Raw genomic sequence first — 24,115 nt, 5'->3', positions numbered from 1 at the left:
ATGGCGGCAGAGGCAGCGGGCAGCGAGCTTGTTCAGGTGGTGGCGCTGCTCGCCGCGGGTGTTGTCGCCGTTCCGATCTTCAAACGTATGGGCCTGGGTTCGATTCTCGGCTATCTGGCCGCGGGCGTGGTGATCGGCCCGTTCGGCATCGGTGTGTTTTCCGAATCGGGAGCCATCCTCCACGTCGCCGAGCTCGGCGTCGTGATGTTCCTGTTCATTATCGGGCTGGAGATGCAGCCGTCGCGGCTCTGGGGCTTGCGCCGCGAGATCTTCGGCCTGGGCGCGCTTCAGGTCGGGGTCTGCGCGGTCTTGCTGACCGGTGTGGGAATAGCCGGAGGCTTTTCCATCGCGCAATCCTTCGTCGCCGGAGCCGGCTTCGTGCTGACCTCGACGGCGATCGTCATGCAGCTTCTGGAAGAGCGCGGCGAAATCGCCTCGCCCAAGGGCCAGCGCATCGTCTCCATCCTGCTGCTGGAGGATCTGGCGATCGTGCCGCTGCTGGCCCTGATCGCGTTCCTGGCGCCAGGCGGCACCGACACCAGCCTGTCGGAGCGGTTGGCCGAGGTCGGTATCGGCCTTGCCGCGATCATCGGCCTGGTGCTGGCCGGACGTTTTCTGCTCAACCCTTTCTTCCGTATCCTGGCGGATGCCCGCGCCCGCGAGGTGATGACGGCGGCCGCCCTTCTGGTCGTTCTCGGATCCGCCCTTGCCATGCAGCTCAGCGGCCTGTCGATGGCGATGGGCGCGTTCCTGGCCGGCGTGCTGCTGTCCGAATCGACCTTCCGCCACCAGCTCGAAGCCGATATCGAACCGTTTCGCGGCATCCTGCTCGGCCTGTTCTTTCTCGCCGTGGGCATGTCGCTCGACCTGCATGTGGTGGTTCAGAACTGGCGGCTGATCGCCGTCTATGTCGTTGCCTACATGGTCATGAAGGCGCTCGGCATCTACATCGTCGCCCGCATCCTGAAGTCGGGCCATCGCGAGGCGCTGGAACGCGCCGTCTTCATGGCGCAAGGCGGCGAATTCGCCTTCGTCCTCTATTCGGCCGCCGCTTCCGTCGGCATCATCGACGGCCAGGCCAACGCGACGCTGACGGCCATCGTCATCATCTCCATGGTGCTGACGCCGCTGGCGATCGTCGCGTTGCGGTATCTGACGCCGCGCGACGAGCTGTCGCTGGATGGCGTCGACGTCGCCGAAGGGCTGACCGGCAGCGTGCTGATCATCGGATTCGGCCGCTTCGGCCAGATCGCCAGCCAGCCATTGCTGCTGCGCGGCATCGACGTGTCGATCATCGACAACGATGTCGAGATGATCCAGGCGGCGGCCGATTTCGGCTTCAAGGTCTACTACGGCGACGGCACGCGGCTGGACATCCTGCACGCTGCCGGTGCCGGGCGCGCACGCGCCGTGCTCATCTGCGTCGACAAACCCGATGCCGCCGTACGCATCGCCGAGCTCGTCAAAGCCGAGTTTCCCTTGCTCACCGTGCTGGCGCGCGCCTTCGACCGAGGCACCGCGCTACAGCTCATCCGCACAGGCGTCGACTATCAGCTGCGTGAAACATTCGAATCGGCGCTGGTTTTTGGCGGTTCGACGCTGGAGGCCCTGGGCGTCGACCCGGAAGACGTCGCCGAGGTGGTCGAAGATGTCCGCCGCCGCGACACCGCCCGCTTCGAGACGCAGCTCGCCGAAGGCATCCGCTCCGGACAGCGTTTCCTGAAGGGCAATATCGGCACGCCGATCCCGACGCCGCTCTCCACGCCGCGCCGCCCCGGCCAGGCGCTCAACGAGGAAACGGCCGGCGTTCTGCACAAGTCCGAGCCGGCGGGCTGATAGGAGAAAAGCATGGATTTGGACAGCAGAGCCCTGTCGGTCACCAGATTCTGGCGTGATGCCGGAGCGGACGCATGGTTCGAAAAAAGCGATGTTTTCGACGGCGATTTCCGCAACCGCTTTCTTGAGCTGCATTACGCGGCCGCACGGCGCGAATGCGACGGCTGGTCGGAGCATGCCGAAGGCTCGCTGGCGTTGATGATCCTGCTCGATCAGTTTCCGCGCAACTGCTTTCGCGGCACCGGCCACATGTACGCCACGGACCCGCTGGCGAAGCATTTTGCCCAAAAAGCCGTAACGTCAGGCCAGGATCTGGCGCTCGAACCGGAATTGCGGGTGTTCCTGTATCTGCCGTTCGAACATTCGGAATTGCTCGCCGACCAGGAACGGTCGGTCGAGCTCACCGCGGCCAACGCGCCGGACTACCTCAAATACGCCGAAGAACACCTCGACATCATCCGGCGCTTCGGCCGTTTTCCGCATCGCAACAAGATGCTCGGTCGTGAGACCACGCCGGAGGAAAAAACCTTTCTGGACGATGGCGGGTTCTCAGGCTGACGCTGGTCTATCCAGCCACCAGTCGCGGCCCGACGGCAGGCGTTCGATACCGGCCGCATCGACGGCGGCCAGCCGCTCCGAGACGCTTCGCCCGCTTACCGCAAGATCGGGCGCGATCTCGGCCAGCGGCGCCAGCACGAAGGCACGTTCAAGCATGCGCGGATGCGGCACTTCCAAGCCGGTTTCGTGGATGACGCGGTCGCCGAAAACCAGGATGTCGATATCGATCAGGCGCGGCCCCCAGCGCTCCTCGCGCACGCGCTTCAGCTTGCGCTCTGCATCGAGGCACAGGTCGAGCAATGCCCGCGGCGAGAGCCGTGTCGAGAGTTCCGCGGCGGCGTTCAGGAAGTCGGGCTGGTCGAGCTTGCCCCAGGGCGGCGTGCGGTAGAGCGAGGACACCGCGGCCACGCGAGTGGCGGCATCGGCGTCGAGCAGGCGCAGCGCCGCCGCCATCGAACTCGCCGGATCGCCGAGATTGCCGCCAAGGCTGAGATAGACGGTGTTACTGCGGCCAGACAACGGTCACCTCGACGTAATCGAGCACGCCGGGCACCGGCGCATTCGGCTTGCGGACCGTGATTTCGGCTTTCCTGATCTGCGGGAAGCGTTCCGTCAGGGCTTTTGCGACTTCCAGGGCCAGCGCCTCGATCAGGAAGCGCCTGTGTCCGGTGATGATCTCCTCGATCACCGTGAAGGCAACGCCGTAGTTGACGGTTTCCCCGATGGCATCGTCGACCAGCGCGCGCCCGGGCTCCACGGTGAGCGAGGCGTCGACATAGAAGCGCTGGCCGAGCGCCTCCTCCTCGTCCAGCACCCCGTGCCGGGCAAAGAAGGCGCAATTCTTCAGGCGGATGACATACATGGTTCAGCGTTCCGAAACTGCGGTTTCGCGCGCCAGCATAGCATCCGCCACGGCCAGCGCGTCCACGTTGATTGCGACATCGTGGACGCGAAACAGGTCGGCGCCCTTCAATCTCAGTATGACGCTCGTCGCCGCAGTCCCAGCCCCTCTTTCGGCGGCATCGCGGCCCGTGACGGTGCCGATGAAGCGTTTTCGCGAGGTTCCGGCCATCAGCGGAAATCCGAGGGCGTTGAGCTCGGAAAACCGCGCCATCAGGTCGAGGTTATCCTCGGCCGTCTCCTTGGCGAAGCCGAAGCCGGCATCGAGAACGATATGATCGTCGGCGATGCCGTGTCGGCGGGCGATTTCCAGTGATTTTTCGAGGAACGCGAACTGGTCGGCGATGACGTCGGGCAGTTTTCGGCGATCCCGCCCGGTATGCATGATGATGAGCCCCGCGCCGGTTTCGGCTGCGATACGCGCAATGTCCGGCTCGCGCTGCAAGCCCCAGACGTCGTTGACGATATGCGCCCCGGCCGCGACGGCAAGCCGCGCGGTCTCGGCGCGATAGGTGTCGACCGAAATCAGCACCTCGCCGGAACCCGCCAGCGCCTCGATCACCGGCAGGATGCGCGCCTGCTCCTCGCCCGCCGTGATCGCGGACGCGCCCGGCCTTGTCGATTCACCGCCGACATCGACGACCCGGGCGCCTTCGCCCAGCATGCGGCGCGCCTGGACCAGCGCGGTCTCGGCGGCATCGAACAGACCGCCGTCGGAAAAACTGTCGGGCGTGACATTGAGAATGCCGACCACCACGGCCTTGTCGCCAAGGTCGAGATGGCGTCCGTGCGCCAACTGCCATCGCCTCGCCGTCATTGCTCATCAACCATGGGGCTCATCAACCATGTGTGATCCGCACCAGATCAATTCCGTTGCGCCGGCAGTGGCCGTAAAGCAAGGTAGGGCGAGAGGCAACCTGATGAAACGAACCCGGCTTTGCGCATTGCTGCTTGCCGCCACCGCCGTTCCGGCGGGCGCGGCCAATCTCGTCAAGACATATAGCTACTTCGCCGTCGGCGGCAGGACGCTAGAAGACATCGAGGCACAGCTTTCCAAACGTGGTCCGCAGGTGAAGAGCACGGGCTCGCGGCATCCCGGCGCCACACAGATGGCCTTCACCACGCGCATCAGCTATGCCGGGCAGTCCGGCTCCTGCCGGATCGCCGATGCCGCGGTGACCGTCAAGGTCAAGGTTATCCTTCCCGAATGGCGCCGTCCACGCAAGGCCGACGCGGATGTGCGGCTGTTCTGGGACACGCTGTCGGCCGACATCAAGCGCCATGAGGAACGCCATGTCGAGATCGCCAAGAATCACGCCCGCGAACTGGAAGACGCGCTGAAAGCCGCTTACCCGCAGAAGGACTGCGATGCGGCGAAGGCCAAGGCCGCCCAGATCACCGCCGCCATTCTCGCCAGACACGACCGTGCCCAGGTGCAGTTCGATCGTGTCGAAAGCGTCAATTTCGAAAGCCGCATCCTGCGGCTCCTGCGCTATCGCGTCGAGCGCATCGGCAACGGCCGGTTGCCGCCGACCTGAATGTCCTGATGCATGTCGCCTAAAGGGGCGGCGGTGCGAGCCAACCGGGCCGAAGCGTAGTGCCAGCTTCGAAAAATTTTCGGGCAACGGTCGAAATCGGCCTATACGGGACGACATATCAGGGGTTGGCAAGGGCACGACCTTTCAAACACGAGCATCACGACCGATCGCGCCGCGGATGCAACCCGGCTAGCCCAGCCGACGCAGCGGACGGCGCGCGCAAGCATATGGACGAAAGACTATGGACCAGGCTGTCGACAAGCAGGCCGTGGCGGCCGCGAGCGCGCCGCTGACGGAAAGCGAGAAGAACGCCATTATCGGCGGCGTTCTCCTGTCGATGCTGCTGGCAGCACTTGACCAGACCATTGTGGCGCCGGCCATGCCGACCATCGCGCGAGCGCTCGGCCACGCCGAGTACCTGCCCTGGATAGTGACCGGATATCTCCTGACCGCAACCGCCATGGCGCCGCTCTACGGCAAGATCTCCGACGTCTACGGCCGCCGGCCGACCGTCTATGGCGCGATCCTCATCTTCCTCGCCGGCTCGCTGGTCAGTGCGATGGCGCCCAACATGTTCGTGCTGGTGATCGGCCGCGCGATCCAGGGCGCCGGCGGCGGCGGGCTTTTCGCCCTGGCGCAGACCGTCATCGGCGACCTCGTGCCGCCACGCGAGCGGGCACGCTATGCGGCCTGGATCTCGGGCACATGGGCAGTCGCCAGCATCGCGGGGCCGTTGCTCGGCGGCACGTTCGCTGAACATCTCCATTGGTCGCTGATCTTCTGGATCAACATTCCGCTCGGCATCCTGGCCATGGCCATCATCAACAAGCCGCTGCGCAAGCTGCCAGTCGCGGCAAGACGGCATCGCATCGACGGGCTCGGCGCGCTGCTTCTCGTCGCCGCCACGGCCCTGCTGCTTCTGGCGCTGAACTGGGGTGGCAGCGAATACCCCTGGCTATCGACGGAGATCCTCGGGCTCGTCGCCAGTTCCTTGGTCCTGTGGGGCGCCTTTGCGCTGCGGCTGCTGCGCGCAACCGAGCCGCTGATTTCGCTCGAGGTACTGAGCAACCCGATCGTCCTTGCCGGCACGCTCTCCATGTTCCTTCTGCAGGCGGCCAATATCGGCCTGTCTGTCTACTTGCCGGTCTATCTCCAGTCGGTCATCGGCCTGTCGGCAAGCGAATCCGGCACCGCCCTCCTGGGGCTGATGCTTGGCACGGTGGCCGGCGCGACATTCAGCGGGCGCACCATTCCGCGTTTCGTCCATTACAAGCGGATCGCCATCTTCGGATTGGCCTTCGCCGTTCTATGCCTCGGCGCCCTCAGCCTGGTGGCGGGGCACGCCTCGCTGCTGGTTGTCGAGATCCTGACGACATGCGTCGGGCTCGGCAGCGGAACCACCTTTCCGGTGGCCACGGTGTCTGTCCAGAACGCAGTCGACCCTAGGCACCTTGGCGTCGCCACCGGCGTTCTGACGTTCCTGCGCTCGCTGGGCAGTGCGCTCGGCGTTGCTATCCTCGGTGCGGTCGCCCTGGGCAACGGGCTGCCGCTGGCGGGCGAAGGCGCGCAGGCGACCGGCGCCGGTGCCGAAGCTGCCGCCTTCGGGCTGATCTTCGTCGCCGCCGTGGTGATGTTGATCATGGCGCTGCTGACGCTCAGCCTGATGCCCGAAAAACCGCTGCGCGGCCATCCCGAGGCCCCCGTGCTGGCGGACTGAAGCGATACGCGTCAGGAGGCCTCCGCCACACCGAGCTTCTTCTGCAGGCTGGTCGACGAGGTCGTGTATTGGAAGACGATGCGTTCGCCCGGGCTGACGATGCGCTTGGCGGCCTGGGCCATCAGCGCGACCTCGTGAAAGCCCGACAGGATGAGCTTCAGCTTGCCGGGATACCAATTGATGTCGCCGACCGCGAAGATGCCCGGGACCGACGTCTGGAACTTCTCGGTGTCGACCGGAATCAGGTTCTCGTGAAGGTTGATCCCCCATTCCGCGATCGGTCCGAGCTTCATGGTCAGGCCGAAGAAGGGCAGCATCCGCGTGCAGGGAATTTCGATGTCGCCCTCCGGCCCCCTGATCAGGGCGGACGACAGTTGGCCGTCGGCGCCGGTCAAGCCGGTCACTTGCCCGACCTGGAAATCCAGCTGCTTCATTTCCTGCATGGCGTACATCTTGTTGACGCTGTCGGGCGCGGCGCGGAACTCCGGGCGCCGGTGGACCAGCGTCACGCTTTTTGCCACCGGCTGCAAATTGAGCGTCCAGTCCAGCGCTGAATCGCCGCCGCCAACGATAACGAGGTCGTGGCCGCGAAAATCTTCCATTCGGCGCACCGAATAGAAGACGCTCTTGCCCTCATAGGGTTCGATGCCCGGGATGGGCGGGCGTTTTGGCTGGAAGGAGCCGCCGCCGGCGGCGATCACCACCACCTTGGCCTCGAACACCTCATTCTCGTCGGTGGTGACGCGAAAGCCGCCGTCCTCCAGTCTCTCGAGACTGGAGACCATGCGATTGTAGGTGAAATCAGGCTTGAACGGCGCGATCTGCTCGAGCAGCTTGTCGACCAGGCCTTGCGCCGAGATCGAAGGCCAGCCGGGAATGTCATAGATCGGCTTCTCCGGATAGAGTTCCGCGCATTGGCCGCCGGGCCGGTCGAGAATGTCGATCAGGTGGCACTTCATGTCGAACAGGCCGAGCTCAAACACGGCGAACAGCCCGACCGGCCCTGCCCCGACAATGAGTACGTCTGTCCTGGTGATGCCGGTCATGATGCGCCTCGCTGCTGGATTGGCGTGAGACTGCATGACCATCGGCTTGCTGCCAAGCGGTGGCGGCAAAAATCAGAGCTGCGAACTGAATTAAGAAAGGCTGGACGACCGCCAGTCCGGCTGCGCCGGCAATTTTTTATGGCCGGCATCTCCCAAGATAGGAATTTTTTCTTGAGGGGGGTGCCCGCAACTATGGTAGATATTTGGTTATGGTGTTGAGTTGCGCCGGAGGCCCGCCGCACAGGCGGGTTTTCCATTCAAGGCGACGTCAACAGCCGGCCCCCAAGGACCCCCCTGCCCGGATTCATTGCCTCGGGCAAAAATCGGCTTTTAGCCTTGGCGCTCGGGCACCCGCACCACCAGTCCGTCGAGCGCGTCGCGCACCTTGATCTGGCACGATAGCCGCGAATTCGGCTGGACGTCGTAGGCAAAGTCCAGCATGTCCTCTTCCATTGCTTCCGGCTCGCCGACTTCCGCCGTCCAGGCCTCGTCGACATAGACGTGGCAGGTTGCACAGGCGCAGGCGCCGCCGCACTCCGCTTCGATACCCGGCACGGCATTGCGGATGGCGTTTTCCATGACCGTCGAGCCGTTCTCGGCATCCACGTCGAAATGTGTGCCGTCATGGGCAATGAAGGTCAGTTTGGTCATTTGTCACCTGAGGGAGTTTCCGCCGAGATAATCACTCGGGCACACAAGTCAACTGCGGCGAGAAAGCGCCGCTCGGTGACGTTTTTCCGCAAACGGGTCTAGCGGTTGATGGCGGCGATGAAATCGCGCACTTCGTCGATCAGTTTGCCGAGCCGCGTAAGCGTCTGGCTGTCTTCCGGCTGCCGTTCTATCTCGGTGGCGCAATCGGCAATGGCAAAGGCCCCGACACCACGCGCCGAACCCTTCAGGCCGTGCGCCAGGAGCAGCCGGTCCTTGATGTCCGCATCGACTATCCTGTCGCGCACCGACAGCGCCTGTTGTACAAAGAGCGCCAGCACCTCCTGTTCGAGGCCGCGGTCGCCCATCGTCTGCCGCGCAAGGTGTGCCAAATCGACCGGTCGGGACCGCCTCGTTCCCGATACATCGCCCCCGGGCATTGAGAAGGCAATGCCGCTTTCGCCACGCATGAACTCGAACTCCGCTTCTTCGGCCGCCTGAAAAACTAGGCGAATCCAATGGACAACGGGTTAATGGATGGCCGGAAAAAATGTTGCGAAAGCGGCGCCGGAATCACGCTTCCGTTAACCTTATATTTAAAGTTTTACGTATCCCGCGGAATGCATGTTTTCTTTACCCCCCTGTGTCATTACGATACGAGGGGTCCATTTTCAGCCTCCTGCGCGTGGGTGCGACAACCAAAATCATAAGCCCGCGGCAGCTAGTACAGGGTAGCGAAGGCATGGCGAAGAAAACAACGACGACCAGATCTCTGGACAACGATGTGGCCAGGGAACTCGAGAAGGCACTCGATCTCGACCTCAGCGGCGACACCGGCAGCGGCGACCTCGATATCGCGGCCTCGATGGAAGATCTGGAAGCGCAGATATCCCAGGCCGCCGACGAATTGGCGCGCGAGGGACGCAATCAGACGCAGGCACCCGTCGTCAACCAAGCCCAGGCCGCGAATCCCGCGCCAAAGACCAGACCCGCCGAACTGCGCCCCGTCGAAACACGCAATGGCGGTCAGCCCGCCGGCTTCTCGCCGGCCAATGACGATCGTCAGAAGGATTACAAGACGCTTCTGCACAGCCTCAACCGGCGCGCCTCGAACACGATCTACTGGGTTATCGCCTTCGTTTCGCTGGCCTGGATCGCCGGCGCGGGCGGATTGGCCAACCTCCTCTTCGGGCCGAGCATCTGGAGGATCCGCACGCTCGACCAGTTCTTCGCCCGTCCCGAACTGATCGGCCTTGCTGTCGCGGCCATCGTGCCGGTCATCCTGTTCTGGGCCTTCGCCGCCATGATTCGCCGCGCGCAGGACATGCGCATCGCCGCCCAGTCGATGACGGAAGTGGCCTTCCGCCTCACCGAGCCGGAAAACATGGCCCAGGATCGCGTCATGATGATCGGCCAGGCCGTCCGCCGCGAGGTGGCCGCCATGGGCGAAGGCATCGAACGCACGCTGGCCCGCGCCGTCGAACTGGAAACGCTGGTCCACAGCGAGGTCAACCAGATCGAGCGCTCCTATTCGGAAAACGAAACCCGCATCCGCTCGCTCGTCGACGGGCTCGGCAGCGAGCGCGAGGCGGTCGTCAGCCATGCGGAGCGGGTTCGCGCTTCGATCGCCGGCGCGCACGACACCCTCAAGGACGAAATCGGCGCTGCCAGCGACCTCATCCGCGACAGCATTCTCAATGCATCGACCAAACTGTCGATGACCATCACCAATTCCGGCGACACGCTTATCGACCGCATCAACGAAAGTTCGCTGTCGATCTTCGATTCGGTGGAAGGACGGCTCGACACCATAACCGACAAGCTTTCGACTTCCGGCGAGGCTTTCGCCAGCCTGCTCGACACGCGCATCGCCAAGCTGACGGACACGACAGACGGCCTGACCCGGTCGTTGACCGACCTGCTCGACGATCGCACCAACGGCATGGTGTCGCTGCTTGGTGGCGCCGCGCGCACACTCAATTCGGAATTCGAGGCCAGCCTCAACGGCATCGAGCGCACGCTCGCCGAGCGCGGCCAGGCGCTGATCAGCGAGTTCCAGACCCGCGCCGAGGCTCTCGACACCGGCACGCAGAAGCTCAACGCAGCACTCGAAGCCCGTGCCCGGCAGATCAACGAAACGCTGGTCGAACGCGCGCGCGAAATCGCCCACACCTTCGCCGAGAGCAAGGACACGCTGACGGCGATGATCGACCAGGGCAAGACCCAGATCGGCGCCGACATGGCCGATATCGTCACGTCGACCTCGTCCATGCTCGAAGCGCGCGCCAGCGATTTCGCCGGACGCATGGAAGCGGCGCGCCACGTCGTCTCGCGCTCGTTCGATGCCGATATCCAGCGGCTTGCCGATGCCCGCGTGGGCATAGAGGAAGCGGTCGAAAATCACAGCCGCAGCCTTTCCGAGAGCCGCGAGCGCATGGCGGCCGCGATGCAGGCCGATCTGGCCAAGTTCGCCGAGAGCCGTGCCGGCATCGATGCTGCGGTAACCGACCAGGTGCAGAAGCTGGCCGAAGGCCGCAGCCTGATCGCGCGCGCTCTCGAAGAAGATCTGCGCAAGGTCAACGAATCGCGCGCTGCCATCGACGCTTCGCTCGGCAGCCACCTCGAAAGGCTGGAAGAAGGCCGCAACCGGCTCTCCCAGGCTCTCAACGAAGACTCCGGAAAGCTGGTGCAAGCCCGTACAATCATTGACGAAATGGTTGCTGGACATGTTGGCAAGCTGGCCGAGGGCCGCAACATTCTCTCGCGCGCGCTCGAAACCGACCTCGGCAAGCTCGTGGACACGCGCGCCGATATTGATGGCCTTGTCGCCGGTCAGGTCGAGAAGATCGCCGAGGGCCGCGCGGTACTCGCCAGGGCGCTGGAGAACGACATCGCCGGCATCAAGGACCTCATCGAGGCGCATTCGGCCAAACTGGCGGAAGACCGCTCGCAGCTCGGCCGTTCGCTGGAGGACGATCTGTCCAGCATACGCGGGCTGATCGAAGACCATTCGGGCCGCCTGGCCGAAGATCGCAGCCTGCTGTCGCAGACCCTTGAAGCCGACCTTGCCAAGCTCGCCGAGAGCCGCTCGAGCATCGACGGCCTGGTCGCCGGTCAGGTCGAGAAACTGGCCGAAGGCCGCGATATTCTCAGGCGGGCGCTGGAATCCGATCTCAACGCGATCAAGGGCGTCATATCGAGCCAGTCCGAAAGGCTGGCCGAGGACCGCGGGCAGCTGTCGCGGGTTCTCGAGGCCGACTTGCAGAATGTGAACAGCGTCATTGCCGACCACATGAACAAGCTGGTCCAGGATCGTTCGACCTTGTCGAAAGCGCTTGAGGAGGATCTCGCCAAGCTGGCCGAAAGCCGTTCGAGCATCGACGGGCTGGTGGCCGGCCAGGTCGAGAAGCTGGCCGAAGGCCGCGACATCCTGCGCCGTGCGCTGGAAGCCGATCTCAACACGATCAAGAGCACCGTCGCCGATCAGTCCCAGAAACTGGTCGAAGATCGGGGACAATTCGCCCGGGCGCTCGAAGCCGACCTCGAAAACGTCAACAGTCTCGTTAACAGCCACTCGGAAAGGCTTGTCCAGGACCGTTCGGCGCTGTCGAAGGCACTCGAAGACGATCTCGAAAACGTCAACGGACTGGTCAACAGCCACTCCGAGAGGCTTGTCCAGGAGCGTTCGGTGCTGTCGAAGGCGCTCGAGGACGATCTCGCCAAGCTGGCCGAAAGCCGCTCGAGCATCGATGGCCTTGTCGCCGGCCAGGTCGAAAAGCTGGCCGAAGGCCGCGACATCCTCAAGCGCGCGCTGGAGGCCGATCTGCAGAGGCTGTCGGAGAGCCGTGGCGATCTCGACGGCATCATCGCCGGACATGTCGGCAAGCTGGCCGAAGGCCGCGACGTGCTGAGCCGCGCGCTGGAAGACGATCTCGGCAGGCTCGCCGAGACCCGCAAGGATATCGATCGTTCACTGTCGGGTCACATCGACCAGATCGCGGCCAGGAGCACCGACATCTCCGCTGCGATCGCCGCCGACGTGGACAAGATCGAGCAGGCGTTCAGTCGCCAGACCGGCATCATCGAGGAGCGTGCGGGCACCATGGAGCGTGCGCTGTCGACAGGCGTCGACAATGTGCGCAACGTGCTCGAGAAGAGCGCCGTCTTCGTGGCCGGCGCCTTGCGCGAGAAGGTCCTGGAAGTCACCAGCGTCCTGCATGAGCAGGCGGGCCAGGCCTTCTCCGATGCGGATCGCAAGATCGCCGAGCGCGCCGAGCAGACCTCGGCCGCCCTGCTGGCTCGGGCCGAAGACATCGCCCGCAGCTTCGAGGAGGCGGATCGCCGTCTCCACGCCCGTGCGGAAGACACGTCGAGCGCCTTGCTTGCCCGCGCGGACGATGCGTCCAGTTCCTTGCTGGCGCGAGCCCATGAAACCGCCGATCAGCTTGCCGCCCGTGCAAGCGAAATCGCCGGCACGTTCGACGCGGCCGACCAGAAGCTGGCCGCCCGCGCCCAGGAGACCGCCGACCAGTTGGCGGCTCGGGTGAGCGAGATTGCCGGCACCTTCGACGCGGCCGACCAGAAGCTGGTTGCCCGGGCCGTCGAAACGGCACAGTCGCTGGCCGCGCGCGCCGGCGATATCCTGCGCAATTTCGAAGGCGCCGATCAGCGGCTCGGCATGCGCATCGGCGAATCGGCCGAAGCTCTTGCCGCGCGTGCAGCGGATCTCGGCCGCATCTTCGACGCCGCCGACCAGCACCTGGTCTCGCGCATCGCCGAAGGTTCGGAAGCGCTGTCAGGCCGCGCCTCCGAAATCGCCCGCATCTTCGATGATGCGGACAACCGACTGGTTTCCCGCATCGCCGCCAGCACCTCGACCATCGGCGAACATGCTGAGAGCATCGTCGGCGCCTTCACCAGCACAGAGCAGAGGGTCGCCGACCGTGCGCGCCAGACCGGCCAGGAGCTGGCCGCGCATGCCCGTGAAATCGAGCAGGCGCTCGCCGGCGCCGACGAGCGGCTCGCATCGACCGCGGCAACGGCTGCTGCCCGCGTCGAAGAGCAGATCGCCAGCGTCGAGAACCGGCTAGCCCATACCGCCGAGACGATGGGCCAGAAGCTCAACGAGCAGGTGTCGAGCGCCGAAGCGCAACTCGTGTCGCGCGCCAATGTCATCGCGGAGACCTTCACCGCGGTCGGCCAGCATATCGGCCAGAGCACCAACGACGCCGCCAAGACGATCGGCGCCAACACCCGCGAGCTCAACACCATGCTCGCGGCACGGTCGGCGGAGATGTCGAAGATCCTCGACGAGACCGCGCGGCCGCTGGTCGAGCGTTTCGCCCAGGGCGGCTCGGAACTGCAAAAGAGCATGGAAGAGGTCACCGAACGTGCCGCCGAGAAGCTGCGCAGCGAAAACGCAGCCCTCGTCAACGCGCTCGCCAGCCGCACCGCCGAGACCCTTTCGGCGGTCGAAGGTGCCCGCTCGTCGCTATCCGACAGTGTCGCCGACCTGATCGGCCGAATGACCACGTCGAGCGCGCAGCTCGGTCAGCTGATCGAACAGGCCGCGGCCAATCTCGGCCAGGTCGACGAACGCCTGACCGGCAGCACGCAAAGCTTCGCGGCAACCACCGAGAAAGCGGCGCAGACCTTCGCCAGCTCGGCAAGGCTGGTCGATTCGAACACGACAAGGCTGACGGAACTGTCGTCGTCGACCTTGCGCGAGGTCGCGTCGATCGCCACCAAGTTCGATGAACACAGCCGCCTGCTCGCCGGTGCTTCGGACCTCCTGAGCTCGGCCCAGAGCAACCTCGAACACACGCTCGAAAGGCAGTCTTCACTCGAGGATCTCGCTGTCGGCCTGGTCAAAAAGTCGGAGGATCTCGAAAGGGTCATGCGCTCGTTCGAGAATCTGGTCGGCCAGACGCTGCAAAATGCGGAAGGCAGGACGCTGGAATCGGCCGACAAGATCCGCAACGCCATCACCGACGTCGTCGATTCGGCAACCAAGCGCTTCTCCGACGCGACCGAGGAGATGCGCCGCACCGCCGGCGCCATCAAGAGCGAGCTCGACCTCACCCGCGCCGAGCTCAAGAAGGGCGTCATCGAGATGCCGGAAGAGGCCAAGGAATCGACATCGGCCATCCGCCGCGCGGTTTCCGAGCAGATCAACGCCCTGAAGGAGCTTTCGGACATCGTTGCGAAGTCCGGCCGCAGTGGTGGAGAGCCCTCGGAATCGCGCAATCTGCGCCCGGCGCCGCAAGCCCCGGCAGCGCCCCGCGCGGCAGAGCCGCCGCGCCGCGCTCCCGCGCCACAGCCGGAACTTCGCGCGCCGCAGGCGCCGGCGGGCGGCACGGCGCTACGCGGCACGCTTGACCTGGAGCGCCCCGCCGACACGGCGCCGCGCCAGCGTCCCGACGTCGGCGCCCGCACGCAACAGGGCGGCTGGGTGCGCGATCTCCTGAGCGGGGCGTCACGCGAGGACGAAGCCAAGCCGGCAACACCCGCCGACGCACCGCGCGCCGCCCCTGCCCAGCGTTCGCCGCTTCACGTCGTGGAATCACTGAACTCGCTGTCCGTCGACATCGCACGGGCCATCGATCACGATGCGTCGATCGAACTGTGGAATCGGTACCGGCGCGGCGAGCGTGACGTGTTCACGCGGCGGCTCTATACGCTGAAGGGCCAGCAGACGTTCGACGAGATCCGTCGCAAGTACCAGACGGAGGCAGAGTTCCGCGCCGCCGTCGACCGCTACTGCGATGATTTCGAGAAGCTGCTGAAGGACGTGTCGCGCAACGACCGCGACAACATCATGGCGCAGACCTACCTGACCTCGGATACGGGCAAGGTCTACACCATGCTGGCCCACGCCAGCGGCCGCCTGCACTAGGCAGCGGCAGACAGCCAATGAAAAAAGGCGGGGGACTTGTCTCCCGCCTTTTGGCTTGGAAGGGTGGACGTCGCATCCGGGACTGGATCTCTGACTTGTGAAGACGGCGATCATATTCGACTGCGAGTTTCTTTGCCTTGAGGGCTCGCAACGCAGATTCTGGTGCGCGGCCCACGATCCCGACCCGGTCATCGCGCAGATCGGCGCGGTCAGGCTTGGGCTCGAAGACGACTTTCCCGTCCTGGGCACGCACAAGGCCTATGTCAGACCGATCGACCGGTTTGGCAGGAGATACGCGCTCGACCCTTTCTTCACCGAACTGACTGGCATCACAGAAGAAAAGCTGGAGATCGAGGGGGTCGCGCTAGGAGAAGCCCTTGTTGACGTCGATCGTTTCTCCAATGGGGCGCGATTTTGGTCCTGGGGCAAGGACGAACTGAACATGATAGCCATCAGCTGCTATATCGCAGGCATCCCCGCCTCCATCCCGGCCGCCCGTTTTGACAATACCGTAAAGCTGCTGATCTCGGCCGGGATGCCGATCGAGGACCTGGCAAGGACGCCGAGCAACAAGCTTGCCGATTATTATGGCGTTCAACACCCGCCATTGCAGGGACACGATGCGCTCGATGACGCGCTGTCCGTAACCTACACCCTGCAGCACCTGATGAAGGCCGGAAAGCTGCGGCCGGACGCCTTCGACCGCTTGTAGCCTGGTGGCTGGCGCCCGCCCGGGATCGCCGCTCAGACCGCCGAATCGGTCCAGCGCACGATCTGTTTGGCCGCGTCGCCGAAAGCAGCATCGAGCGCGCCGACATAGCCTTGGTTGCCGCTGCCCGAGACGGGCGCGGTCGCCGTAAAGCTCTTGGACGCACGCACCTCGCCGTTGCGGTCGTTGAGGATGCGCACGAACAGGTCGACTTCGGCATGATCGCCGCCGTCGACACGGACTTCGAACGAACGAATCTCGACGATGACCTGGTAGTCGATCGCCAGTCCCTCGCCCGGCTTGCCCACGCCGGCGAAGCTGCCCGAGCGCTGGAACGTCTCGGCCAGCCGAGCCTGCACGATCAGCGGCAGCCGGTCCGCCCATTGCGCGCCCTTGAGGTACTGGATCGAGCGCGGGGACGGTTTTATGACGATGTTCTGGCTGTCCAGCGCCTTGAGCGCGGATGGCTGGGCGATCAGGATCTGGCGGCGGCTGTGGCCATGCGCCTCGACCGACGGCGCCGACAGTTCGAACGTGTCAAGCGGCGCAGGCCCGCCGCCCGGCAGCGCGGCACAACCGGCAAGGGTCAAGGCAAGCAAGGCCACGCCCGATCTGAACACAATCGTCGACTTCACGCGCGATCCCTGCTGTCCCCGGCCTCACTATCCCTGGATTGTAACAACAACCCGCGGATGCAGACACTGTTTCTGCGGCGAGCCGAGACCGAAGTCAACGCCGCGCCCTGCCATCGTACTGCCGAACCTCGCCCTCGCCGCCCGACAGGATGCGCTGCGGATTGCGGCTGAGGTCGGTAACCGCCTCCTCGATGCGGCTGATTGAACGGCGGCTGTCCTGAACCAGCGCCTCGACATTCGAAAGGCCCTGGCCGGAGAACCGGGCTATATTGTCGGTGATGACGCCAAGCCGCGAATTCAGCGTATCGGCAACCTGCTTGAACGACCTCAGCGTGTCCCTGGCGTCCGCCATCACGCCGTCCGCCTGCCCCGAACCGAGCAGCTTGTCGACTTTGGCCAGGATGCCGTCGACGCGCACCGAGGCGTCGTTGAGCCGTTGCGCGAGCTGCCTTGCATCCTTGATCGTCTCGTCTATGTCGTCCGCCCGGTTCGCGAATTTGCCGGTCACCTCGGCGATGTCCGAGGCGGCCTTGTCGGCGCTTTCGCTTGCCTTCTGGATGTTCGCCAGCGCCGTGCGCACTTGCGCCGGATCGATGCCGTCGAGCACGCCGTCGACCTTGGCCAGCGTACCTTGTGTCTGCTTGGCGAAATCATTGACCGATCCCACGGCCGTATCGACATTCCTGATCACGCCATCGAGCTGTTTGGACGTTTCCTTGAGGTTGCCGGTCACCGTATCGACATTGGCGACGATGCTCTTGATCTTGTCCTTGTCGACGGCATTGAGCAGCCCTTCGGCCGCCTTCAGCGTGCCGTCGAGCTTGCCCGAGACGCCCTTCAGCTCATCGGACAGCGCGCTGACCGCGGACAGGAACTTGTCGACGCCATCGGAATTCCTGGCCAGCGCGTCGGAGAACGTCTGCACATTCTGCACGGTCTGCGTCAGCGGCCCGCGCACATCCTTGGTGAACCCCTCCAGCTGCGTCAGCACCGTGTCGGCGCGCGTGAAGATGTTCTGCGCCGTCTGCAAAAGATTGGTCACCGCCGACGGGTTGGCCACGATCTCGGCGACCTTGCCTTCCTTTTCGGCCTGGTCGAGAAGTTTTACTTCCTTGGGGTCGGCCCCTTTGAGTTCGATATTGGCCTGTCCGGTCAGGCCGGCCAGGCCGATATCGGCCTGCGTCGATTTGGTGATCGGCGTCATGCGGTCGATCTCGGTGTCGGCGATTGCGACCGTCGGATTGTCGACATCGATATAGACGCGCCTGACGTCGCCGACCTTGACGCCGTTGAACAGCACGAAGCTGCCGCGGCCAAGTCCGGAAGCCGAGCCAGGGATGCGCACGCGCAACAATGTGGTCTCGCCTTTGTCGCCGATCGCCGCCGTCCAATAGACGAAGCCGAACGCCGCCAGGATCGCCACCAGCGTGAAGATGCCGACAATAACGTAGTTGGCTCTGGTTTCCATTGCTTCACTTATGGCTATGCGCGCGCGGCAAGATCAAGTTGCCGGGCTCGTTTTCCGCGGAAATACGATTTTACCCACGGTTCTTCACTCTTCAGCATGTCGTCTATGGTGCCTTCGACCAGCACTTTCTTCTTGCCGAGCACGGCGACGCGGTCGCAGGCGGTGAAAAGCGTGTCGAGATCGTGGGTCACCATGTAGACGGTCAGGTCCATCGTATCGCGCAGCTTGACCACCAGCTCGTCGAATTCCGCCGCGCTGATCGGATCGAGGCCCGAGGTCGGCTCGTCGAGGAAGACGATGTCGGGATCGAGCGCCAGCGCGCGAGCCAGTGCCGCGCGCTTGATCATGCCGCCCGACAGCTCGGACGGGAATTTCTGCGCCGCGTCCGGCGGCAGCCCGACCAGTTCGACCTTGAGCATCGCCAGTTCGTCCATCAACTTGCGCGGCAGGTCGAGATATTCGCGCATCGGCACCTGGACGTTTTCCAGCACCGTCAGCGCCGAGAACAGCGCGCCGTGCTGGAACAGCACCCCAAGGCGCATGTCGATGCGCAGCCGTTCGGCATCGTCGGCCTTTTCGATATCCACGCCGAACAGCTTGATCGTGCCGGACTGCTTGCGCGTCAAACCAAGGATGGTGCGCAGCAGAACTGATTTGCCGGCGCCCGAAGCGCCGACGAAACCGAGGATCTCGCCGCGCCAGATATCGAGCGACAGTTTGTCGAGGATCAGGTTGTCGCCGAAGGAAACGGTGATGTCATGCGCCGAAAGCACGACCTCGCTGTCATCCGCGCCCTCCTTGGCCCTGGTCTCGATGCCGTTTCCCATCGCCATTTCAGAACTCGATCGCTGCATAGAACATGGCGAAAAGCCCGTCGAGGATGATGACGACGAAGATCGATTTCACCACCGAGGCGGTCACGTGCTGACCAAGCGATTCGGCGCTGCCGCCGACCTTCATGCCCTCGACCGAGGCGATGGTGCCGATGATCATGGCCATGAACGGCGCCTTGATCAGGCCGGCGAAAATGGTGCTGAGGTCGATGGCAACGCGCAGCCGATCGATGAAGGCGGCGGGTGCGATGTCGGAATAGAGCCAAGCCGCGAGGATACCGCCGCCGAGTGCGGCAAAATTGGCGATGATGGTCAGGCAAGGCAGGGCGATCACCAGCGCCACCAGGCGCGGAAAGACCAGCACGCCGATGGGGTTAAGCCCGATGACCTTCAGCGCATCCACTTCCTCGCGCATCTTCATCGAGCCGATTTCGGCGGTGATGGCGCTGCCCGAGCGGCCGGCGATCATGATTGCCGTCATCAGCACGCCGAGTTCGCGCAGGATCAACACGCCGACGAGGTCGACGACGAAGATGTCGGCGCCGAAATAGCTGAGCTGGTAGGCGCCCTGCTGGGCAACGATGGCGCCGACGATCGCCGACATCAGCACCACCACCGGAATGGCTCCGACGCCCATGCGGTCGATCTGGTTGAAGATCGCCGCCGGATTGACGGCATGGCCGCGGCCGAGCTTCATCTGCGCGCCACGGATCGTGGCGCCCAGTATGTTCATCGAGGCGAGAAAATCGTCGCGCATTTCGTAGACGCGGCGGCCGACCGCCTCCAGCGTGCGAATGACGATGTTGGGCGGCCCGACCGGCCCCGATTCGGGCTCGCGCCGCACCGCATCGCCGACCGCGCCGAGCAGGATCGAGGCGACGTCGCTCTGGCCCTGCAGCCTGACCTCGACACCTTTCTTCTCGAAAGCGCTGACCAGGCGGTCGATCAGCCAGGCGCCGGCGGTGTCGATCTTCTCGATGTGCGAAAGATCGAGCGCCAAAGTCTTGAAACCGCTCCGTTTCTCGATTTTGCGCATCTCTGCGTCGATCGCGGCCACGGTGCGCGTCGTCCAGATTCCCGAGAAGGCGCAGCCGAGAACGCCTGCTTCCTCACCGACCGACACGCGCGGTTCGTGGTCAGCCTCCGAGGCGGTCTTGCCGCTTGCGTCGCGCTTGCCGATGGTCAACATGGCGTCCTGTTTAGCCTGACGGGTCCGGCCTTGTCGATTTGCCGACGACCCTTCTCGCACAGCCGGAGCAGAAAATTATGGCGCGTGTCATTTCGGTCGAGGCCGAGCGTTTTCCAATCGCCGGCACCTTCACCATTTCGCGTGGTTCGAAGACCGAAGCCGAAGTGATCACCTGCACGATCAGCGAAGGCGATTACACGGGCCGTGGCGAATGCGTGCCGTACAAACGCTATGGCGAGACCATGGACGGGGTTCGCGCCGCGATAGAGGCCATGCGCGGGCAAATCTCTGCTGGCATGGACCGGACAGCCCTGCTCGGCGCCATGCCGGCGGGCGCGGCGCGCAACGCTATCGATTGCGCCTTGTGGGACCTGGAAGCCAAGATCAGCGGCAAGGCGGTGGCTGACGCGGTCTGGCCGGCTCCTTTGCATCAGCTCGAGACGGCCTACACGCTGTCGCTGGGCGAACCCGAGGCGATGGCGGCGCAGGCCCGTGCCAACGCGGCGCGCCCGCTGCTCAAAGTCAAGATCGGCGGCGACAACGACATTGCGCGCATCCGCGCCGTCCGGCAGGCCGCGCCCGACAGCCGCATCATCCTCGACGCCAACGAGGGCTGGAACGACGACACCATCGCCGCGAACCTCGCCTTTGCCGCCGAGCAAGGCATCGCGCTTATCGAACAGCCGCTGCCGGCGGGCCATGACGGCATCCTGCGCCACATCGCGCATCCGGTGCCGATCTGCGCGGACGAGAGCGTGCATGAGGCGGGGGATCTGGCCGCGCTCGCCGGTCTCTACGATGCCGTCAACATCAAGCTCGACAAGTCGGGCGGGCTGACGGCGGCGCTCGTGCTGCGCGACCGCGCCCGCGAACTGGGTTTCGGCGTCATGGTCGGCTGCATGGTCGGCACGTCGCTGGCGATGGCGCCGGCGGTGCTGCTCGCCCAGGACGCCGATTTCGTAGACCTCGACGGACCGCTGCTGCTTGCGCGGGATCGTGTGCCCGGCCTCGCCTATGAGGGATCCTTGGTTTCACCGCCCGATCCGGCGCTTTGGGGCTGAGCGCGCCGCGAGTCCGACCAGCACCAGGCCGATGATCGCGATCGGGATCATGGCCAGGAAGCCGTCGACCCCGAAACGGTCGTAGAGCGGGCCGGAGGCGAGCGTCACGGCGGCCATGAAGAAGCCGTTGAAGAAATAGGCGATGCCCTGTGCGGCACCGGTGCGCTCTTCCGAGACCGTTTCGCCGATCATTTTCTGCAGGCCGATCAGCACCATGGCCACCGACACCGAATGCAGGGTCTGGACGCCGAAAAACCCGGCGACGCCGAGGCCAAGCGGCCAGATCAGCGGAAAGGCGATCCAGCGCACGACCGCGCCGATGCCGGCAATCACCATCACCCTGACGACCGACACGGAGGCGAATATGCGGTTGAAAAACACGAACATGCAGACTTCGGCCACCACGCCCCACGCCCACAGAAGCCCGACGACGGTGTCGCCGATGCCGATCGACTTCCAGTAGATCGACACGAAGCCGTAAAGGAAGGCGTGGCTGGCGGTGAGGATGCCGACACCCAGGGTGAAATAGACGAAATAGGCATTGAAGAGACTTGGTGCCGAGTGCTGGATCTCCGCGGCCGAAAGCGGTGAGGCAAGGCGCGGCCGGCCAAGACGCGGCGCAAGCAGCGCGGCAAAGAGCGCGGCACCCAGTGCCGCGAAAATGATCGCCGGGACGGCTTGCGCCCCTGCCGCGGTCAGGATGAAACCACCGGCCACGTTGGCGCAGAGATACGAGATCGAACCCCACTTGCGCATGCTGGTGTAGTTGGAGCCGAAGCGGCGCACGCCCGAAAGCGCGAGCGAATCGGCCATCGGCGAATGCGGTGTCCATACGATCGTCAGCGCCAGCGACACCGCAAGCACGACGGCGTAGGAGGCCGGCAGAAAATAGCCGGCGGAAATGATCATCGATGCCGCGACGAGCGCGATATAGACGTCGGCGCGGTCCCTCGCCCGGTCCGCGAGCGCGGTGAGCAGCGGCGTCGTCACGACGCGCAGGAACATCGGAGCCGCCAGGATGACGGCGATCTGCTCGGCGTGAAAACCTTTCGCCTGCAGCCACAGCGGGAAGTAGGGCAGATGCGTGCCCTGCGACACGAACAATGTCGCGAAGATCAGGCTCATGCGCAGTTCGAAATGGCGTGGTTTGACGAGCTGTTCGGGTGAAAGCGGCGGCAGCGGCATGAATCGATCCAATAACGCTGCCGCCCACGAACGGCGAGCAGTGTGGATTGACCCTTAACATGAGGAAAAACCGGACGAAACCGATTGGCCTAATCGATTAACACCGGAATCTGTGCCTGGCACCGGCAGTCAGGCGGCCTGCACCACCCGGTCCTCGATCAGCATCGGGATGAAGGGTTCGTCCGGCGCCTCGGGCAAGACATGCGCCCAGGTCAGGATTTCCATCCGGCCGTCGAAATGTTCGACCACCGCCGTGCAGCTTTCCACCCAGTCGCCGGTGTTGATGTACTGGACGTCGCCATAGCTTTCGATCGCGGCATGATGGATATGGCCGCATATGACGCCGTCGACATGGGAGCGCCGCGCCTCGTCGCTGAGCACCATCTGGAACGAGCCGATGAAGTTCACCGCCTTCTTGACCTTGACCTTGGCCCAGGACGAAAACGACCAGTAAGGCAGGCCGAGCAGCTGGCGCAGCCGGGTGATCACACGGTTGACCTGCATGGCGGCGTCGTAGGCATGGTCGCCGAGATAGGCGAGCCAGCGCTGATTGTGCACGACCGTGTCGAACTGGTCGCCATGAATAACGAGCAGCCGCCTGCCGTCGGCGGTTTCGTGAATGGCGCGGTCGGCTACGACGATGCCGCCGAAATGCACGCCCTGGAACTGGCGGGCGAATTCGTCGTGGTTGCCGGCGATGTAGGTGATGGTGGCGCCCTTGCGCGCCTTGCGCAGCAATTTCTGCACGACGTCATTGTGGCTCTGCGGCCAGTGCCAACTGCGCCTCAGGCGCCAGCCATCGACGATATCGCCGACGAGATAAATGATGTCGGCATCGTGATGTCTAAGGAAATCGATCAGGAAATCGGCCTTTGCCGCCTTCGACCCGAGATGGACGTCGGAGATGAACATGCTGCGGAACGTGCGGGGCTCTTGGCCGGACATCGCGAATTCACCGTTGCTTTCGCGAGCCTATGCCCCGATTCATGCAACAACCGTATGACGGTTGCGATTGGTCCAGCCCAAGAGCTAGCCTGCCGGCGAATCACAGGAGAATCGTCATGGATCTCGGCATCCGCGGAAAGAAGGCCATCGTCTGCGCTTCGAGCAAGGGGCTCGGAAAAGGCTGCGCCATGGCGCTGGCCGAGGCTGGTTGCGACGTCGTCGTCAACGGGCGCAACGCCGAGCTGGTGGCCAAAACCGCTGCGGAGCTGCGCGAGCGTTACGGCGTGACCGTCACGGAAGTCGTCGGCGACGTATCGAAGCCCGAGGTGCAGAAGGCGCTTCTCGCCGCTTGCCCCGAACCCGACATACTGGTCAACAATAATGGCGGCCCGCCGCTGCGCGATTTCCGCGAGCTCGATCGTGCCAAGATGCTCGAAGGCGTGACCCAGAACATGGTGACGCCGATCGAGCTGGTGCAGGCAGTGATCGACGGCATGGCCGTGCGCGGTTTTGGCCGCATCGTCAACATCACTTCGCTATCGGTCTATGTCCCCATCCCCGGCCTTGATCTGTCGTCCGGCGCGCGCGCCGGCCTGACCTCCTTTCTTGCCGGCGTGGCGCGCACGGTGATCGACCGCAACGTGACCATCAACAGCCTGCTGCCCGGCAAGCTGGATACCGACCGGCTGCGCGGTCCGCACGAGGCCGGCAGCGTTGAAGACCCGACCGCGGCAGCCGCCCGCAAGGCGCGCATCAGTGCCGACGTGCCGGCCAAGCGGCTCGGCACGCCGGAGGAGTTCGGCCAGATCTGTGCCTTCCTGTGCTCGGTCCATGCCGGCTACCTGACCGGCCAGAACATACCGGTGGACGGCGGCCTCTATGTCAGCGCCTTCTGAGACCCGGTAGCGCCGGCGCCGAAGAAATTCCGCTCAAACCGTTGAAATAGATCGCT

General features: G+C 64.4%; 20 protein-coding genes. 8 read left to right on the top strand and 12 right to left on the bottom strand.

Features of this window, described 5'->3' with window-relative positions; translation table 11 throughout:
- A complete protein-coding gene (locus FJ946_RS22005) occupies positions 1-1,836 on the top strand; it encodes a monovalent cation:proton antiporter-2 (CPA2) family protein (protein ID WP_140525371.1) in 1,836 nt (611 codons plus the stop codon).
- Between the two features lie 12 nt (positions 1,837-1,848).
- Positions 1,849-2,394 (top strand): DUF924 family protein, encoded by a 546-nt coding sequence (locus tag FJ946_RS22000; RefSeq protein WP_140525372.1) that lies wholly within the window; start codon positions 1,849-1,851, stop codon positions 2,392-2,394.
- Here FJ946_RS22000 and folK read toward each other — a convergent pair.
- The 3 genes from folK to folP are packed head-to-tail and all read right to left on the bottom strand — an operon-like array spanning position 2,386 to position 4,111.
- Positions 2,386-2,913 carry a 2-amino-4-hydroxy-6-hydroxymethyldihydropteridine diphosphokinase gene (gene folK / locus FJ946_RS21995; RefSeq protein WP_140498903.1) on the bottom strand — a complete coding sequence of 176 codons (528 nt, stop codon included), beginning with the start codon at positions 2,911-2,913 and terminating at the stop codon, positions 2,386-2,388. The two genes, FJ946_RS22000 and folK, sit on opposite strands and share 9 nt — an antisense overlap.
- On the bottom strand, positions 2,897-3,256 hold the full coding sequence (gene folB / locus FJ946_RS21990; RefSeq protein ID WP_140498905.1) for a dihydroneopterin aldolase: 360 nt from the start codon (positions 3,254-3,256) through the stop codon (positions 2,897-2,899). The genes folK and folB overlap by 17 nt, the downstream gene beginning before the upstream one ends.
- Before the next feature lie 3 nt (positions 3,257-3,259).
- Positions 3,260-4,111, bottom strand: a complete 852-nt coding sequence (gene folP / locus FJ946_RS21985; RefSeq protein ID WP_140498907.1) for a dihydropteroate synthase — start codon at positions 4,109-4,111, stop codon at positions 3,260-3,262.
- 103 nt (positions 4,112-4,214) lie between these two features.
- Here folP and FJ946_RS21980 point away from each other — a divergent pair, with 103 nt between their 5' ends.
- Entirely contained in the window at positions 4,215-4,832 is a 618-nt protein-coding gene (locus FJ946_RS21980) for a DUF922 domain-containing protein (protein ID WP_181167580.1), read from the top strand.
- 241 nt (positions 4,833-5,073) lie between these two features.
- Entirely contained in the window at positions 5,074-6,549 is a 1,476-nt protein-coding gene (locus tag FJ946_RS21975; protein WP_140498910.1) for an MDR family MFS transporter, read from the top strand.
- An 11-nt stretch (positions 6,550-6,560) separates the two neighbouring features.
- Here the strand turns inward: FJ946_RS21975 and FJ946_RS21970 are convergent, their stop codons facing one another.
- From FJ946_RS21970 to FJ946_RS21960, 3 genes are all read right to left on the bottom strand, one after another.
- Complete coding sequence (locus FJ946_RS21970) at positions 6,561-7,595, bottom strand: NAD(P)/FAD-dependent oxidoreductase (RefSeq protein ID WP_140498912.1); 1,035 nt, start codon at positions 7,593-7,595, stop codon at positions 6,561-6,563.
- 330 nt (positions 7,596-7,925) lie between these two features.
- The gene (locus tag FJ946_RS21965) at positions 7,926-8,246 is read right to left on the bottom strand and encodes a 2Fe-2S iron-sulfur cluster-binding protein (RefSeq protein WP_137931040.1); all 321 of its coding nucleotides are present in this window, start codon (positions 8,244-8,246) and stop codon (positions 7,926-7,928) included.
- Positions 8,247-8,344: 98 nt separating this feature from the next.
- Positions 8,345-8,713: an Hpt domain-containing protein gene (locus FJ946_RS21960; protein WP_140525377.1), complete on the bottom strand. Its 369-nt coding sequence runs from the start codon at positions 8,711-8,713 to the stop codon at positions 8,345-8,347.
- A 272-nt stretch (positions 8,714-8,985) separates the two neighbouring features.
- On the opposite strand from FJ946_RS21960, the gene FJ946_RS21955 reads away from it, so the two are divergent.
- Together FJ946_RS21955 and FJ946_RS21950 are read left to right on the top strand one after the other, a co-directional pair.
- Positions 8,986-15,138 (top strand): kinesin, encoded by a 6,153-nt coding sequence (locus tag FJ946_RS21955; protein ID WP_140564478.1) that lies wholly within the window; start codon positions 8,986-8,988, stop codon positions 15,136-15,138.
- 97 nt (positions 15,139-15,235) lie between these two features.
- Complete coding sequence (locus FJ946_RS21950; protein WP_140515280.1) at positions 15,236-15,850, top strand: 3'-5' exonuclease; 615 nt, start codon at positions 15,236-15,238, stop codon at positions 15,848-15,850.
- Between the two features lie 32 nt (positions 15,851-15,882).
- Here the strand turns inward: FJ946_RS21950 and FJ946_RS21945 are convergent, their stop codons facing one another.
- From FJ946_RS21945 to FJ946_RS21930, 4 genes are all read right to left on the bottom strand, one after another.
- Positions 15,883-16,482 carry an ABC-type transport auxiliary lipoprotein family protein gene (locus FJ946_RS21945; RefSeq protein WP_224618578.1) on the bottom strand — a complete coding sequence of 200 codons (600 nt, stop codon included), beginning with the start codon at positions 16,480-16,482 and terminating at the stop codon, positions 15,883-15,885.
- Positions 16,483-16,576: 94 nt separating this feature from the next.
- Positions 16,577-17,950 (bottom strand): MlaD family protein, encoded by a 1,374-nt coding sequence (locus FJ946_RS21940; protein ID WP_140564477.1) that lies wholly within the window; start codon positions 17,948-17,950, stop codon positions 16,577-16,579.
- 14 nt (positions 17,951-17,964) lie between these two features.
- Complete coding sequence (locus FJ946_RS21935) at positions 17,965-18,783, bottom strand: ABC transporter ATP-binding protein (RefSeq protein WP_140498922.1); 819 nt, start codon at positions 18,781-18,783, stop codon at positions 17,965-17,967.
- 1 nt (position 18,784) lies between these two features.
- Positions 18,785-19,972, bottom strand: a complete 1,188-nt coding sequence (locus FJ946_RS21930; protein WP_140525381.1) for an ABC transporter permease — start codon at positions 19,970-19,972, stop codon at positions 18,785-18,787.
- 77 nt (positions 19,973-20,049) lie between these two features.
- On the opposite strand from FJ946_RS21930, the gene dgcA reads away from it, so the two are divergent.
- Positions 20,050-21,033: an N-acetyl-D-Glu racemase DgcA gene (gene dgcA, locus FJ946_RS21925; protein ID WP_140564476.1), complete on the top strand. Its 984-nt coding sequence runs from the start codon at positions 20,050-20,052 to the stop codon at positions 21,031-21,033.
- On the opposite strand, the gene FJ946_RS21920 is transcribed toward dgcA, so the two are convergent.
- The gene (locus FJ946_RS21920; protein ID WP_140564475.1) at positions 21,004-22,218 is read right to left on the bottom strand and encodes an MFS transporter; all 1,215 of its coding nucleotides are present in this window, start codon (positions 22,216-22,218) and stop codon (positions 21,004-21,006) included. The genes dgcA and FJ946_RS21920 overlap by 30 nt on opposite strands.
- Positions 22,219-22,347: 129 nt before the next feature.
- Positions 22,348-23,163 carry a UDP-2,3-diacylglucosamine diphosphatase gene (locus tag FJ946_RS21915; protein ID WP_140525384.1) on the bottom strand — a complete coding sequence of 272 codons (816 nt, stop codon included), beginning with the start codon at positions 23,161-23,163 and terminating at the stop codon, positions 22,348-22,350.
- Positions 23,164-23,279: 116 nt separating this feature from the next.
- Here FJ946_RS21915 and FJ946_RS21910 point away from each other — a divergent pair, with 116 nt between their 5' ends.
- Positions 23,280-24,059 carry an SDR family oxidoreductase gene (locus FJ946_RS21910; RefSeq protein WP_140557802.1) on the top strand — a complete coding sequence of 260 codons (780 nt, stop codon included), beginning with the start codon at positions 23,280-23,282 and terminating at the stop codon, positions 24,057-24,059.
- The last annotated feature ends 56 nt before the right edge of the window (positions 24,060-24,115 follow it).

Source organism: Mesorhizobium sp. B2-4-7, from assembly GCF_006442685.1.
In the GTDB taxonomy this organism is placed as follows: domain Bacteria; phylum Pseudomonadota; class Alphaproteobacteria; order Rhizobiales; family Rhizobiaceae; genus Mesorhizobium.
Note: the sequence above shows the minus strand (reverse complement) of the source record. Positions and strands in the feature narration are given on the sequence as shown.